The organism is Kribbella sancticallisti, from assembly GCF_039530625.1.
Lineage (GTDB): Bacteria > Actinomycetota > Actinomycetes > Propionibacteriales > Kribbellaceae > Kribbella > Kribbella sancticallisti.
Map to the genome: position 1 here is coordinate 60,620 of NZ_BAAAOS010000038.1, position 13,863 is coordinate 74,482.

Here is a 13,863-nt window from a genome sequence, read left to right on the forward strand (position 1 = left end):
ACAGCGCGGGTGCCGAAGGTGGGGCCAGACAACGACGAGAGGAACGACCATGAACGACCAGCTCACCGGCCAGGAGATCAGGCTCGCCGCACGGCCCGCCGGCGAACCGGGCCCCGAACACTTCGAGCTCGCCACCGTGCCGGTTCCCGAGCTGAAGGACGGCCAGGTGCTGGTCCGGAACACCTGGATCTCGGTCGACCCGTATATGCGCGGCCGGATGGACGACGAGCCGGGCGCGCTGCCGCCGTTCGAGCTCGGCAAGGTGATGGACGGCAGCGCGATCGGCGAGGTGATCGCGTCCCGCGCCCCGGCGATCCCGGTCGGCGCGACCGTCAACCACTTCCTCGGCTGGCGCGAGTACTCCGTGGTCGACGCCGCCGCCGCGATCGTCGAGGACGTCACGCTGGCCCCGGCGGAGGCGTATCTCGGCGTCCTCGGGACTACCGGCCTCACGGCGTACGCCGCCTTGACCGACGTCACCGGGGTCAAGGAAGGGGATGTCGTGTTCGTCTCGGCCGCGGCCGGAGCCGTCGGGAGCGTGGCCGGGCAGATCGCCAGGCAGCTCGGCGCGGCGAAGGTGATCGGCTCGGCGGGCGGTCCGCTGAAGACGAAGAAGCTGCTCGCGGACTTCGGATACGACGCCGCGCTCGACTACAAGGCGGGCGATCTCGCCGGGCAGCTCGAGGCGGCAGCGCCGGACGGCATCGACGTGTACCTGGACAACGTCGGCGGATCCCACCTGCAGGCCGCGCTGGATCGGCTGAACCCGGGCGGCCGGGTCGCGCTGATCGGTGCGGTGAGCGGGTACAACACGCCAATGCCGCCCGCGGACAACCTGGTCCAGGCGGTCTACAAGTCGCTCAGCCTCCGCGGGATGCAGGTGGCGAACTACTTCCCGCTCTTCCCGGAGTACGTCGGGCATGCGCTCGGCTGGATCGCGGCGGGTCGGCTGCACACCGAGCAGACCGTCGTCGACGGGCTCGACCAGGCTCCCGCGGCGCTGATCGGCGTACTGCGGGGCGAGAACACCGGGAAGATGCTCGTGCGACTCTGAAACCTCGTCCGGATTGAGTGTCGATCTGGTGATGACCCGGTCGACGTGAGAGTAAGGAGCCGGGAATCACGACGAAGGAGTGCACGGGTATGCGATACATGATCATCAACAAGGCGGACGAGAGCAGCGAGGCGGGGGAGTTCCCCGGTCCCGAGGTGGTCGAGGGCGTCGGCAAGCTGATCGACGACCTGACCAAGGCGGGCGTGCTGCTGTTCGCCGAGGGTGTGCACCGCAGCTCGATCGGGGCTCGGGTGAAGGTGTCCGGGGGTAAGCGGACCGTCACGGACGGGCCGTTCGCGGAGACCAAGGAGCTGATCGGCGGGGTGATGGTCGTCGAGGTCCGGACCAAGGAGGAGGCGCTGGAGTGGGCCGCCCGGCTCGCGGAGGCGCTGAACGACGAGGTCGAGCTGCGGAAGGTCGTCGAGGAGGCGGACTTCGCCTCCGAGGAGACCTACCTCAACCAGCAGTAGGTTTTCGGGGCGCCGCCTTCCCGGAGGTGGCGCCCCGGTGTCACGCCCTGCCTGGCTGGGAACGCGAGCAAGCTCGCAGTTTGGGGTGAGGGGTCTGCCTGGAGCGAACGGTGGGCGGGCAGGCGCTGGGTTGCTTGCTGTTGGGGCGGGGGTGGGGTTCTATCGGGTGGGTGACGGTTACGGATACGCACGGGGCGGTCGACGCGGTTTGGCGGATCGAGTCGGCCAGGATCATCGCGGGGGTCGCGCGGATCGTGCGCGACGTCGGGCTGGCGGAGGAGTTGGCCCAGGACGCGCTGGTCGCGGCGCTGGAGCAGTGGCCCGAGTCGGGGGTGCCGAACAACCCGGGCGCCTGGCTGATGGCGATCGCCAAGCGACGGGCGATCGACCTGATCCGGCGCAAGGAGACCTACCAGCGCAAGCTCGCCGAGATGGGCCACGAACTGGAGATCGACGGCGGCGCCGAGGACAGCGTCGAGGAGCAGGTGGAGACGATCCTCGAGGACACCATCGAGGACGACCTGCTCCGGCTCGTCTTCACCGCCTGCCACCCGGTCCTCACCACCGACGCCCGGGTCTCGCTCACGCTGCGCCTGATCGGCGGCCTGAAGACCGACGAGATCGCCCGCGCGTTCCTGGCGCCCGAGGCGACGATCGCGCAGCGGATCGTCCGGGCCAAGCGCAACCTGGCCAAGGCCGAGGTCGAGTTCGAGGTCCCGACCGGCGACGACCTGATCGAGCGGCTGTCGTCGGTGCTCGAGGTCATCTACCTGATCTACAACGAGGGGTACTCCGCGACGGCGGGCGACGACTGGATGCGCCCGGCCCTCTGCAACGAGGCGCTGCGCCTGGGCCGGTTGCTCGCCGAGTTGATGCCGGGCGAGTCCGAGGTGCACGGCCTGCTTGCGCTGATGGAACTGCAGGCCTCCCGCGCCAACGCCCGGATCGGTCCGACCGGCGAGCCCGTTCTGCTGCTCGACCAGAACCGCCGCCGCTGGGACCGGCTGCTGATCCGCCGCGGCCTGGAGAGCATCGACCGCGCGTGGTCCCTCGAGGGAACCCCTGGCCCCTACCTGCTCCAAGCAGCCATCGCCGCTTGTCACGCCCGAGCAGCAGAGGCTGACGACACGGACTGGGCGCGCATCGCGGGTCTGTACGCAGTACTGGCTGAGGTGGTTCCGTCGCCGGTGGTGGAGCTCAACCGGGCGGTCGCGATCTCGATGGCGTTCGGGCCGGAGCGGGGCCTGGTCGCGGTGGACGCCCTGTACGACGAACCGTCGCTGAAGGACTACCACCTGCTCCCGAGCGTGCGGGGTGACCTGTTGTTCAAGCTGGGCCGGCTCGACGAGGCGCGGGCCGAGTTCGAGAAGGCGGCCGGGCTGACCCGGAACGAGCGCGAGCGCGCCCTGCTCCTTGATCGCGCGGCCGCCTGCTAGGAATTCCTTTTCCAGGGGTGTCGATTCCGCACCGGGTCACTCGACGTAGCGGTGAAGGCCAATCGATGGCACCACCAGCTACGAAGGAGCACCTCATGGAAAAGGTCATCTCGACCGACGGCACCCCGATCGCTTACGACCGCCTGGGCGAGGGTCCCGCGGTAGTCCTGGTCTGCGGAGGCTCGGTGGACCGGCTGTCCAACGCTCCGCTGGCGGCGCTGCTGGCGCAGTACTACACCGTCTACAACTACGACCGGCGGGGACGCGGCGACAGCGGCGACGCCGAGGTCTACGCGATCGAGCGCGAGTTCGAGGACCTGGACGCGATCTTCGCCGTCGCGGGCGGCTCGGCCCACCTGTACGGGACCTCGTCCGGCGCCGCCCTGGCGCTGCTGGCGACCGCCGCGGGCCGGCCGGTGAACCGCCTGGCGCTGTGGGAGCCGCCGTACATCATCGAAGGCACCCGGGAGCGTCCGCCGGCCGACACCGCGTCGATCTACCGCGACTTCATCGCGGCGGGACGGCGGGACAAGGCCGCAGAGTACTTCATGGCCGAGGTGGTCGGGCTGCCGGCCGAGTTCGTCGCCTCGGCGAAGGCGTCGCCGTGGTGGCCGGCGCAGGAGGCCATCGCGCACACGCTCGCCTACGACGCCACGGTGATGGGCGACTACTCGGTCCCCGAGGAGGCGATCAAGGCGATCCACCAGCCGACCCAGGTCCTGACCGGGGGCGCCGCCTGGCCGTGGATGACCCGGGGCAACGAGAAGGTGGTGGAACTGCTCGAGGACGGCAGCCACGTCGTGCTGGCGGATCAGCAGCACAACGTCGACCCTGCCGTACTGGCACCGGCACTGAAGGAGTTCTGGTCATGAACGCTGTTGTCTCCGCGGACGGGACGAAGATCGCCTACGACCGGGCCGGTGATGGTCCAGTGGTGATCCTCGTCGACGGCGCGCTCTGCAGTCGCGCGCAAGGGCCGATGCCGGACTTGGCCGGGCAGTTGGCGTCACGGTTCACGGTCTACAACTACGACCGGCGCGGGCGTGGCGACAGCGGCGACGCCGCGCAGTACGCGCCGGAGCGGGAGATCGAGGATCTGGCCGCGCTGATCGAGGAGGCGGGCGGGTCGGCGTACGTGTACGGCACGTCGTCCGGTGCGGCGCTCGCGTTGCGGGCCGCGGCAGCGGGGTTGCCGATCACGAAGCTGGCCGTGTTCGAGGCACCGTTCGTCGTGGACGACAGCCGCAAGCCGATTCCGGGGGACTGGGTGGCGGAGTTGCGGGCGCTGTCGGACCGGCCGGGCGACGCGATCAAGTACTTCATGACGAAGGGCATCGGGCTGCCCGCGATCGTCGTCACGCTGATGAAGCTGATGCCGGCCTGGAAGCCGATGAAGGCAATCGCCCACACGCTCCCGTACGACGCTGAACTGCTCGGCGAGAACTGCTTCGGGAAGCCGCTCGACGCGTCTCAGTGGGCGGGGCTGACGATGCCCGTACTGGTCGCGGGTGGCGGCAAGAGCCCCGGCTGGATGCGTACGTCGGTCAAGGCGGTCGCGGCGGCGGTGCCGGGCGCGGTGCACCGGGAGATCCCGGGGCAGAACCACATGATCAAGGCGACGGCGATGGCGCCGGTGCTGACGGAGTTCTTCGGAGGTACGCGATGAGGTTCACCACGGTCCTGCTCGGCACTACGACCACCGGGATCGAGGTGCCGCCGGAGGTTATCGAGGCCCTCGGCAGGGGGAAGAAGCCGCCGGTGGTCGTGACGGTGAACGGTTACACCTACCGGAACACGGTCGCGGTGATGGGCGGGAGGTACCTGATCTCGCTCAGCGCCAAGAACCGCGAAGCCGCCGGCGTCGCGGCGGGCCAGGAGGTCGAGGTCGACCTGGAACTGGACACCGCGCCCCGCGAGGTCGACGTACCGGAAGACTTCGCCGCCGCCCTCGCTGCCGAACCGAAGGCGCGGACGTTCTTCGACACCCTCTCCTACAGCCAGCGCAGCTGGTTCGTCCTGGGCATCGAAGAAGCCAAAAAGCCGGAGACCCGCGCGAACCGGATCGTCAAAGCGGTCGAACGGCTGGCGAGTGGCCGGGGGCAACGCTGATGTACACGGTCGTACAGGCGGACGACCTCAAGCGGGAAGGCAGCCGGACGGCGGTCTTCCAGGGCAGCGAGCACGGATCCGGCGTGTCCTTCTTCTCGGTGGACAGCGACCCGGGCCAGGGCCCCGAACTGCACAAGCACCCGTACTCCGAGACGTGGCTGGTGCTCGAGGGGGAGGCGCTGATCACGGCGGACGGCGAGGAGATCCTGGCCGGGCCGGGCACCATCGTCGTGGTCGGGCCTGACACCGCGCACAAGTTCCACAACGCGGGAACCGGGCGGTTGCGGATCGTCTGCATCCACGCCTCGCCGACCTTCGTCAACGAGATGTTGCCGGCGGGGGAATGACCTCCGATTCGTCCGAAGAACCCGGGTGGTGACCCGAGGTTCTCCGGACGGAGGAGGTGCGTCAGCCGAGGGTGATGAGGCCGCCGGCGTTCGCGCGGGCCGCGTCGAAGCGGGCCTGGGCGTCGGCCCAGTTGACGACGTTCCACCAGGCCTTGACGTAGTCCGGCTTCACGTTCTTGTACTGCAGGTAGAAGGCGTGCTCCCACATGTCCAGCATCACGATCGGGATCTGCCCGGCCGGCAGGTTGCCCTGCTGGTCGTAGAGCTGGTGGATCAGCAGCTGACCCTGCAGCGCGTCCCAGCCGAGAATGGCCCAGCCGGAACCCTGGATCGTGGTCGCGCTCGCGGTGAAGTGGGCCTGGAACGCGTCGAACGAACCGAACGACTCGTCGAGCGCGGCCGCCAGCTCACCGTCCGGCTTGTCGCCACCGTCCGGCGACAGGTTCTTCCAGAAGATCGAGTGGTTGACGTGGCCGCCCAGGTTGAACGCCAGCGACTTCTCCAGCCCGACGATGGCGCCGAAGTCACCCTTCTCGCGGGCCGCGGCCAGCTTCTCCAGGGTGTCGTTCAGGCCGTTCACGTAGGTCTGGTGGTGCTTGGAGTGGTGCAGCTCCATGATCTCGCCGGCGATGTGCGGCGCGAGTGCGCTGTAGTCGTAGGGGAGATCGGGAAGCGTGTACGACGTGGTCAACTCTGCTCCTTCGTCAGGGCCCCGAGAGGCCGTTGTGCTGCAAGGCCGCGGTGACGCCGACCTGGTGCCCGATCAGGCGCCGGTCAACCCACCTGCCGGCCTCTACCTTCGAACTTCAACCAGTGTTGAGGTCAAGGGGACGCGCCAGCGTCCGCCCCGGCCGGTCCGACCAGTCGCCGCCGACCGGGCCCGCGCACCTGCACGCCAACCCACCCGACACCACATAGTCTGCCCCTTCCGTCCACCGGTCCGAAGGCGGCCTCGCGACGAATTGCTCTCAACCGCCGTTCAGTACCGCGCGCAGTCGCGTCTCGAAGGGCGCCGGGTCCTCCGCGAAGCCCGTGTGGGCCCCCGAAACAGCGCGGGATCCACGCTCAGCACGGCGGTGGGAGCGCGCGGTACGGTCGCTGAGGTGGCCGGCCGAGTCCTCGCCGATGCCGACCACGATGTGGACAGGACCGTCCCGGAGCGCGGCGAGGTCCGGCTGCCGGCGAAAGCTCGCCCCGCATCTCGTGCCCGAGGCGTCAGCTACGCGGTGACGTCGAGGACGAGCTTGCCCTGGGTCCGGCCACTGGCCATCCTGCGGTGTGCCTCGCCTGCCTCGGCGAGCGGCAGCACCTGCTCGACCTCGATCCGTACTTCGCCAGCCTCGACCAGCGCCGCGATCTCCCCGAGCGCATGCCCGTCCGGCTCCACCAGGAACGGCTCCACCCGTACTCCGGCCTTCTCCGCCTCGGCGAGCAGTTCCGGCGAGGTCCCGGACGGTACTGCGACCAGCAGGCCGCCCGGCTTGAGCACCTTGATCGACTGATCCAGGGTGGTCGCACTCCCGATCAGGTCGACCACCAGATCGAGATCGCCGGTCGCGTCCTCGACAGCGGTCGAGTGGTAGTCGATCAACTCGTCGGCGCCCAGGCTGAGCAACCAGTCGTGCTTGGCCTTGCTGGCGGTTCCGATGACGTGGCCGCCGAGGTGCTTCGCGAACTGCACGGCGAGGTGCCCGACGCCACCGGCGGCCGCGTGGATGAGCACCCGCTGACCCGGCTGCAGATCCGCCGCCGTCGTCAGGATCTCCCAGGCCGTCAGCCCGGCCAGGGGGATCGCCGCCGCCTCCGCGTGGCTGATGTTCGCGGGCTTCCGGGCGAACTGCCTGGACGGCGCGGTCACATACTCGGCGTACGCCGAAGCGGCCCGCGGGAACCACGGCATCCCGTAGACCTCGTCGCCGACGGCCAGCGTGTGTACGCCGAACCCGACCTCCTCGACCACGCCGGACACGTCCCAGCCCAGGATGAACGGCGGCTTGCCGAGAGTGCCGGACATGCCGGCGCCCTCCCGGGTCTTGTAGTCGACCGGGTTCACCCCGGCCGCGTGGACGCGGACCAGGACCTCCGTCGGCAGCGGCTCGGGCCGCTCGACCTCGACCACCTGCAGAACCTCGGGCCCGCCCAACTCGTCCTGGCTGATGGCTCGCATCTTGCTCATCTTTCTCCTCTTCCGGGCTGCGCTGACTCTGCCGCGGACGCTATCCGTGGGGCGGTACTTTCCCGCAAGGGCTGCTACTATCTTTCGGAAAGTGACCAGCTCAGAGAGGGCTTCGATGTCTCAGCTGTGCTCGACCGGCGCGCACGACAAGCACGATGTGTACGCCCTGCAGTGCCCGTGCCGCGACGTACTGGACCTGCTCGCGAACAAGTGGGCCGCGCTCGCGATCGGCGCCCTGGAGGACGGTCCGGTCCGCTTCGGAGACCTGCAACGCCGGCTGCAGGGCATCAGTCCGAAGGTCCTGACCACCACCCTGCGCCGACTGGAGGACAGCGGCTTCATCGACCGCGAGATCTACGCCGAGGTCCCGCTGAGAGTCGAGTACTCCCTCACCGACCTCGGCCGCAGCGTCTCCAGCCCACTGGCCGCCCTCCGCACCTGGGTCGAAACCCACCTCCACGAGATCGCCTGACCCGCGCGGTCCTCGCAAGGCAATCCGTGCGGAGCCCCCGGCCGCGGGCTAATAGACTGCGGCCCTCGATCCCCGATCACCCGACCGAACCCGAGGTTGTTGTCGTGCTCACCATGCAGGACGCGCTGCTCGCGCTGACGAAGTACTGGACCGATCGCGGCTGCATGGTGGTGCAGCCGTTCAACACCGAGGTGGGCGCCGGAACACTGAACCCGGCGACGATCCTGCGGGTGCTCGGTCCCGAGCCGTGGCGCGTCGCGTACGTCGAGCCGTCCGTGCGCCCCGACGACGCCCGCTACGGCGAGAACCCGAACCGGCTGCAGACGCACACCCAGTTCCAGGTGGTGCTCAAGCCGGACCCGGGCAACCCGCAGGAGCTGTTCCTGGCCAGCCTCGAAGCCCTCGGCATCGACATCGACGCGCACGACGTGCGGTTCGTCGAGGACAACTGGGCCAACCCGGCGACCGGCTCCTGGGGACTCGGCTGGGAGGTCTGTCTGGACGGCCTGGAGATCACCCAGTTCACCTACTTCCAGCAGGCCGGCGGGATGACGCTGGACCCGGTGTCGGTGGAGATCACCTACGGCATCGAGCGGATCATGATGGCGCTGCAGGGCGTCTCGCACTTCAAGGACATCGCCTACGCCCCGGGCATCTCGTACGGCGAGGCGTTCGGCCAGGCGGAGTACGAGATGAGCCGGTACTACCTCGACGACGCCGATGTGGAGAGTCAGAAGCGCCTCTTCGAGGAGTACGCCGCCGAGGCGCGGCGGATGCTCGACGCACGTCTCCCGGTCCCGGCCCACGTCTACGTACTGCGCTGCTCCCACACCTTCAACGTGCTCGACGCGCGCGGTGCGGTGAGCACCACCGAGCGTGCCAAGGCGTTCGGCCGGATGCGCACGCTGGCCCGGGAGGTCGCGACACTGTGGGCCGAGCGTCGTACTGAGCTCGAGCACCCGCTCGGGATCGCCGAGTTGCCGGCGGCCGCTCCGGAGCCGACCGAGTACCCGACCATGAGCAGCACCCGGCAGTTGCTGTTCGAGATCGGCACCGAGGAGATGCCGCCCTCGGAGGTGACCAAGACCGCGGCGGCGGTTCGTGCCGCGCTCACCGAGAAGCTGGCCGCGACCAGGCTCGCGCACGGCGACGTCACCACCTACGCCACGCCTCGCCGGGTGATCGCGTTCGTGGCGGGTGTCCAGTCCGGCGAGCCGGACGCCGAGCGGGTCGTCCGCGGCCCCCGCAAGTCCGCGGCATTCGATGCCGACGGCAACCTTACGAAGGCGGCCGCGGGGTTCGCTCGCGGCCAGAAGGTCGAAGCCGGGGAGCTGCACGACCTCGAGGTGGACGGCGTCGAGTACGTCGCGGTCACCAAGCCCGACCCGGGCCGCGGTGCCGCCGAGGTGCTCAGCGGCGTCCTGGCCGAGATCGTCAGCGGCCTGCGCTCGGACAAGAACATGCGCTGGAACGACGCGAAGCTGTCCTTCACCCGGCCGGTCCGCTGGCTGGTGGCGCTGCTCGGTGACCAGGTCGTGCCGGTCTCGGTGTCGAGCCTCGCGGCCGGCCGGACCACCCGGGTGCACCGCACCGCCGCGCAGCCGACGGTCGAGATCGCGGCGGCCGAGGGCTACCTCGACCTGCTCCGGATCCACGGCATCGAGGCCGACCCGGCCAAGCGGCGGGCGACGATCGTCGAGGCGGCCCAGCGGCTCACGGCCGAGGTCGACGGCTCCGTCGACGTCGAGGGTGAGTCCGCCCTGATCGACCAGATCGTCAACCTGGTCGAGGAGCCGACGGCGATCCTCGGCAACTTCTCGCCCGACTACCTGGACCTGCCGGCCGAGATCCTCATCACGGTGATGCGCAAGCACCAGCGCTACCTGCCGGTCCGCGACGCTGACGGCAAGCTGCTGCCGCACTTCGTCGCCGTCGCCAACGGCTCGGTGGACGAGGCGACGGTCCGCAACGGCAACGAGGGCGTACTGCGCGCCCGCTACGAGGACGCCGCCTTCTTCTGGCGCGCGGACCTGCAGACCACGCCGGAGGCGATGAAGTCCGGGCTGGAGAAGCTGGCTTTCGAGGAGCGGCTCGGGTCGATGGCGGAGCGGGCCGGCCGGATCGGCAAGATCGCCGAGTCGCTCGCGCGGACCGTCAAGCTCGAGGGCGACGACCTGACCGCGTTGCGGCGGGCCGCGGAGCTGGCCAAGTTCGACCTCGGCTCGCAGATGGTCGTCGAGCTGACCAGCCTGGCCGGCACGATGGCCCGCGAGTACGCCCGGCGCGCGGGCGAGACCGAGGCCGTCGCGCAGGCGCTGTTCGACATGGAGCTGCCGCGCTCCGCGGGCGACCCGGTTCCGGCCACCACGCCGGGAGCGATCCTGGCGCTGGCCGACCGGTTCGACCTGCTCGCCGGCCTGTTCGCGATCGGCGCGAAGCCGACCGGAAGCTCGGACCCGTTCGCGCTGCGCCGGGCCGCCGCGGGGGTCGTCGCGATCCTGCGGGAGCACCCGGAACTGCGCGAGATCACCCTGCCGGTCGGCCTGTCCGCCGCCGCCGAGCAGATCGGTGCCCAGGGCATCGAGGTGCCGGAGACGTCGCTGGACGAGGTCGCCGAGTTCACCGTCCGGCGGTACGAGCAGCAGCTGATCGATCGCGGTGACGACCACCTCCAGGTCGCCGCCGTGCTGCCGCTGGCAACGGCTCCGGCGCGGGCCGACGAGACCTTGGCCGAGCTCCAGCGGCAGGTCGAGACGCCCGGCTTCGCCGAGCTGGTCGCAGTACTGCAGCGGGCCCGGCGGATCGTGCCGGCCGACGTCACCGCGCAGTACGACCCGGCGAAGCTGACCGAGCCGGCCGAGCTGGTCCTGCACGAGGCGGTCCAGAAGGTCGGTACGGCGCCGACGTCGCTGGCCGAGTTCGTTCCGGCTGCCGAGGTGCTGGTCGAGCCGATCACCAACTTCTTCGAGGAGATCCTGGTGATGGCCGAGGACGAGGAGGTTCGGGCCGCACGCCTCGGGCTGCTCGCCACCATCCGTGATCTGGCCGCGCCGGTGCTCGACTGGCAGGCGCTGGGGACCAGCCTCACGTCCTGACGTCAAGAAGCTCGTAGCGGTTCCGACTGTGGGGTGTCCGGCCGAGGTGGCCGGACACCATCGAGTGGAGGTGCCATGAGAGTCGACAACCTCGCCGTCCCCGGCGCGAATCTGTACTACGAGGTCCGCGGGGCCGGGCCTGTTCTGCTGCTGGTGTGCGGTGGGGTCTACGACGCGGCCGGGTACGCGCAGCTTGCGGAGCATTTCGCCGATCGGTACACGGTGGTGACGTACGACCGGCGGGGGAACTCACGCAGTCCGCTGGCGGATCCGGCCGAGCGGCAGAGCATCGAGGTGCACAGCGACGACGCGGCTCGGTTGTTGTCGGCTGTCGGGGTTACGGCGGATGCGCCTGCTGAGGTGTTCGGGAACAGCTCGGGTGCGATCATCGCGCTCGATCTCGCCGCTCGGCACCCCGAGTCGGTGCGCACGGTGGTCGCCCACGAGCCGCCGCTGTTCGAACTGCTGGACGACCGCGACCGCTGGCGCACGCTGATCCGGTCGGTCGAGGAAACCTTCCAGACCGCCGGCCCGTGGGCCGCTCTGGAAACCCTGAACATCGGCTTCGCCGCCGAGGCAGGAGCCGACGAAGCAGATGCCGCCGGTTTGCCGGCGGGAGGTGAGGGGCCCGCGGAGGCGGAGGGCCATTCCGCGGCGGAGGCGGACGCGGAGGCGGAGGCGGAGGCGGCGCCAGCCGCCGATGGGCTGGGGCCGGATGCTGGGGCTGATGCGGAGACGGTGGCGCGGATGCAGCAGAATCTCGCGTTCTTCGTGGGGTACGAAGTGCCGCCGTTTGCGGAGTACCTGCCGGATCTGGCGGCGCTGGGCGCGGTGAGCGTAGTACCGGCTGTGGGGGAGGGCTCGAACGGCGAGCCGTGGGTGCGGGCAGCTCAGGCCCTGGCCGAGCGGCTGGGCACGCAGGCGGCAGCGTTCCCCGGAGACCACGGCGGCTTCGGAACCGAGCACCAGGAGTTCGCCGCCAGGCTGGACGCGATCTTCAGAGCGGCAACGTGAGCAGCGGAGCCAGGCGTTCGGCGATCAGACGGTAGCCCTCGGGGCCGGGGTGGAGGTCGTCGGCGTACAGCGCCTGGGCCTCTTCGATGCTCAGCACGGTGCGTCCGTCGATCAGCTGGAGATCGGGGTCGCGCAGGGTCCGGGCGCCGAGCTCGACGCAGGCGCGGACGTCGTCGAGGGTGAGGCCGTGTGCGTTCGGCTTGCCTTCGACGTTCGGTGCCGGCAGCGGTGTGATCACCACCATCGGGGTGTGCGGATGCCCGTCGCGCACGGTCGAGATGAACTCCTCGACCTGCCCGGGCAGCGTCCGTCCGCTGAACGTCTCGCCGCCGTAGATGTTGATGCCGAGGCACAGCGAGATCAGCCGGGCCGGAGTGTCCCGGATCGTCCGCGCCGCGATCGGATCGAGGTGACACTCTCCGGCGAAGCCGAGCGCGACCAGGTCCCAGCCGTGCTGCCGCGCGACCAGCGCCGGCCAGGTCTCGGACGGCCCGTACGCGCCGGTGCACTGGGTGATCGAGCTGCCGTAGGTGATCCACCGCGGCCCGATCGGCGGCGACGGCGTCGCCTCACCGTCGAACGACACCGCCCGTACTCCGATCGCGCCCGCCTGCGGAAGCCAGATCTCGAGGTCGACCGGACCGCCCGGTAGCTCCACGGTCAGCCGCTGCTCACCCGCCTCGACCCCGCGCCGCTCGTGCAGCTCACCGTTCACGAGGAAGTCGACCGGCGCGATCAGCGAGTAGATGTCCAGCGCGCCCCGGATCTCCAGGCTCACCGACGACGCCGACGTCTGCCACGAAGCCCGTACTCCGGCCGGTGTCGCGGCGCGCGACCACAACCGGTGCCCCGGGCGATCCGGACGTCCGATCCAGTCGTGCAGCTCGAACGGCTGCTCCCGCGGGTCGAGCCGCCAGAACGTCATCCATCCGTCGGCGTCGACCGCCCGATGCCGATACCCGGTCCATAGCGGATCACTTCCCACTGCGCACCACTCCTTCCGGTACTGCGGTCTGCAGGCGGGTAGCTGCCTTGGCGCCGAGGCTGGCGTCGACGTGGTCGCGCATCACGGCGGCCGCACCGAGGGCATCCCCGGCCGCGACTGCTTCGACCAGCGCGAGGTGCTCGGCGTGGGTGCGGTCGAGGTCCTCCTGGCTGCGCTCGACCTTCAGCGCCAGCCGGCGGTACCGGTCCGCCTTGTCCCAGAGCCCGTCGAGCGTCTGCACGAGCAGGTCGTTGTGCGAGGCCGAGTAGATCGCGTGGTGGAAGAGCCGGTGCGTGCCGAGCTCCTCGGCCTTCGGGTCGCTGCGCAGCGGAGCCAACTCGGCCGCGGTCGAGCGGATCACCTCGAGGTCGGCCCTGGTCCGGCGCTCGGCCGCGAGCCCGGCGGCGAGCGGATCCAGCGAGCGGCGTAGTTCGACGAGGTCGCGAGCCTCCTCCGCGTTCAGGGCGCTGACCCGTGCGTCGCGGTGCGCGTCGAGTTCGACCAAACCGTCGCTCATCAGCCGCCGCATCGCCTCCCGCAGGGGCGTCGTACTGATGCCCAGCTCGCGGGCGAGCGAGCCCTGCTGGATGACCGCGCCGGGCTCGAGCTCACCGCGCAGGATCTGCTGCCGGACGAGCTCGTAGGCGAGCTCCGCCTTGGTCGGGCGATGCCCGTTGTGGTCCTCCATCGGTCCTCCTCCCGAGC

At 70.1% G+C, this 13,863-nt stretch carries 14 protein-coding genes; 10 read left to right on the forward strand and 4 right to left on the reverse strand.

Annotated elements, in window-relative coordinates; translation table 11 throughout:
• Positions 1-49 precede the first annotated feature (49 nt).
• The 7 genes from ABD255_RS26315 to ABD255_RS26345 all read left to right on the forward strand — a co-directional run bounded on the left by ABD255_RS26315 (position 50) and on the right by ABD255_RS26345 (position 5,416).
• Positions 50-1,054, forward strand: a complete 1,005-nt coding sequence (locus tag ABD255_RS26315; protein ID WP_344218518.1) for an NADP-dependent oxidoreductase — start codon at positions 50-52, stop codon at positions 1,052-1,054.
• A gap of 89 nt (positions 1,055-1,143) precedes the next feature.
• Entirely contained in the window at positions 1,144-1,524 is a 381-nt protein-coding gene (locus tag ABD255_RS26320) for a YciI family protein (RefSeq protein ID WP_344218520.1), read from the forward strand.
• A gap of 170 nt (positions 1,525-1,694) precedes the next feature.
• Positions 1,695-2,960 carry an RNA polymerase sigma factor gene (locus ABD255_RS26325; protein WP_344218522.1) on the forward strand — a complete coding sequence of 422 codons (1,266 nt, stop codon included), beginning with the start codon at positions 1,695-1,697 and terminating at the stop codon, positions 2,958-2,960.
• A 95-nt stretch (positions 2,961-3,055) separates the two neighbouring features.
• Positions 3,056-3,832 (forward strand): alpha/beta fold hydrolase, encoded by a 777-nt coding sequence (locus ABD255_RS26330; protein ID WP_344218524.1) that lies wholly within the window; start codon positions 3,056-3,058, stop codon positions 3,830-3,832.
• A complete protein-coding gene (locus tag ABD255_RS26335; RefSeq protein WP_344218526.1) occupies positions 3,829-4,626 on the forward strand; it encodes an alpha/beta fold hydrolase in 798 nt (265 codons plus the stop codon). Before ABD255_RS26330 ends, ABD255_RS26335 begins: the two co-directional genes overlap by 4 nt.
• Entirely contained in the window at positions 4,623-5,069 is a 447-nt protein-coding gene (locus tag ABD255_RS26340; RefSeq protein ID WP_344218528.1) for a YdeI/OmpD-associated family protein, read from the forward strand. Before ABD255_RS26335 ends, ABD255_RS26340 begins: the two co-directional genes overlap by 4 nt.
• Complete coding sequence (locus ABD255_RS26345; protein ID WP_344218530.1) at positions 5,069-5,416, forward strand: cupin domain-containing protein; 348 nt, start codon at positions 5,069-5,071, stop codon at positions 5,414-5,416. The genes ABD255_RS26340 and ABD255_RS26345 overlap by 1 nt, the downstream gene beginning before the upstream one ends.
• Before the next feature lie 61 nt (positions 5,417-5,477).
• On the opposite strand, the gene ABD255_RS26350 is transcribed toward ABD255_RS26345, so the two are convergent.
• Positions 5,478-6,107, reverse strand: coding sequence for a superoxide dismutase (locus tag ABD255_RS26350; RefSeq protein WP_344218532.1), 630 nt, complete (start codon positions 6,105-6,107; stop codon positions 5,478-5,480).
• Between the two features lie 528 nt (positions 6,108-6,635).
• The gene (locus tag ABD255_RS26355; protein ID WP_344218534.1) at positions 6,636-7,592 is read right to left on the reverse strand and encodes an NADP-dependent oxidoreductase; all 957 of its coding nucleotides are present in this window, start codon (positions 7,590-7,592) and stop codon (positions 6,636-6,638) included.
• Between the two features lie 115 nt (positions 7,593-7,707).
• Here ABD255_RS26355 and ABD255_RS26360 point away from each other — a divergent pair, with 115 nt between their 5' ends.
• From ABD255_RS26360 to ABD255_RS26370, 3 genes are all read left to right on the forward strand, one after another.
• The gene (locus ABD255_RS26360) at positions 7,708-8,064 is read left to right on the forward strand and encodes a winged helix-turn-helix transcriptional regulator (protein WP_344218536.1); all 357 of its coding nucleotides are present in this window, start codon (positions 7,708-7,710) and stop codon (positions 8,062-8,064) included.
• A 113-nt stretch (positions 8,065-8,177) separates the two neighbouring features.
• A complete protein-coding gene (locus tag ABD255_RS26365; protein WP_344218708.1) occupies positions 8,178-11,159 on the forward strand; it encodes a glycine--tRNA ligase in 2,982 nt (993 codons plus the stop codon).
• A gap of 75 nt (positions 11,160-11,234) precedes the next feature.
• Positions 11,235-12,173 carry an alpha/beta fold hydrolase gene (locus tag ABD255_RS26370; RefSeq protein WP_344218538.1) on the forward strand — a complete coding sequence of 313 codons (939 nt, stop codon included), beginning with the start codon at positions 11,235-11,237 and terminating at the stop codon, positions 12,171-12,173.
• On the opposite strand, the gene ABD255_RS26375 is transcribed toward ABD255_RS26370, so the two are convergent.
• The gene (locus ABD255_RS26375) at positions 12,157-13,158 is read right to left on the reverse strand and encodes a GDSL-type esterase/lipase family protein (RefSeq protein WP_344218540.1); all 1,002 of its coding nucleotides are present in this window, start codon (positions 13,156-13,158) and stop codon (positions 12,157-12,159) included. The two genes, ABD255_RS26370 and ABD255_RS26375, sit on opposite strands and share 17 nt — an antisense overlap.
• Entirely contained in the window at positions 13,148-13,846 is a 699-nt protein-coding gene (locus tag ABD255_RS26380) for a GntR family transcriptional regulator (RefSeq protein WP_344218542.1), read from the reverse strand. Before ABD255_RS26380 ends, ABD255_RS26375 begins: the two co-directional genes overlap by 11 nt.
• Positions 13,847-13,863 lie beyond the last annotated feature (17 nt).

Excerpts from the sequence above, each read along its gene's own strand:
- ABD255_RS26335 (WP_344218526.1), top strand. The coding sequence starts at position 3,829 with ATGAACGCTGTTGTCTCCGCGGACGGGACGAAGATCGCCTACGACCGG.
- ABD255_RS26360 (WP_344218536.1), top strand. The coding sequence starts at position 7,708 with ATGTCTCAGCTGTGCTCGACCGGCGCGCACGACAAGCACGATGTGTAC.
- ABD255_RS26380 (WP_344218542.1), bottom strand. The coding sequence starts at position 13,846 with ATGGAGGACCACAACGGGCATCGCCCGACCAAGGCGGAGCTCGCCTAC.
- ABD255_RS26320 (WP_344218520.1), top strand. The coding sequence starts at position 1,144 with ATGCGATACATGATCATCAACAAGGCGGACGAGAGCAGCGAGGCGGGG.
- ABD255_RS26355 (WP_344218534.1), bottom strand. The coding sequence starts at position 7,592 with ATGAGCAAGATGCGAGCCATCAGCCAGGACGAGTTGGGCGGGCCCGAG.
- ABD255_RS26365 (WP_344218708.1), top strand. The coding sequence starts at position 8,178 with ATGCAGGACGCGCTGCTCGCGCTGACGAAGTACTGGACCGATCGCGGC.
- ABD255_RS26370 (WP_344218538.1), top strand. The coding sequence starts at position 11,235 with ATGAGAGTCGACAACCTCGCCGTCCCCGGCGCGAATCTGTACTACGAG.
- ABD255_RS26345 (WP_344218530.1), top strand. The coding sequence starts at position 5,069 with ATGTACACGGTCGTACAGGCGGACGACCTCAAGCGGGAAGGCAGCCGG.
- ABD255_RS26330 (WP_344218524.1), top strand. The coding sequence starts at position 3,056 with ATGGAAAAGGTCATCTCGACCGACGGCACCCCGATCGCTTACGACCGC.
- ABD255_RS26315 (WP_344218518.1), top strand. The coding sequence starts at position 50 with ATGAACGACCAGCTCACCGGCCAGGAGATCAGGCTCGCCGCACGGCCC.
- ABD255_RS26340 (WP_344218528.1), top strand. The coding sequence starts at position 4,623 with ATGAGGTTCACCACGGTCCTGCTCGGCACTACGACCACCGGGATCGAG.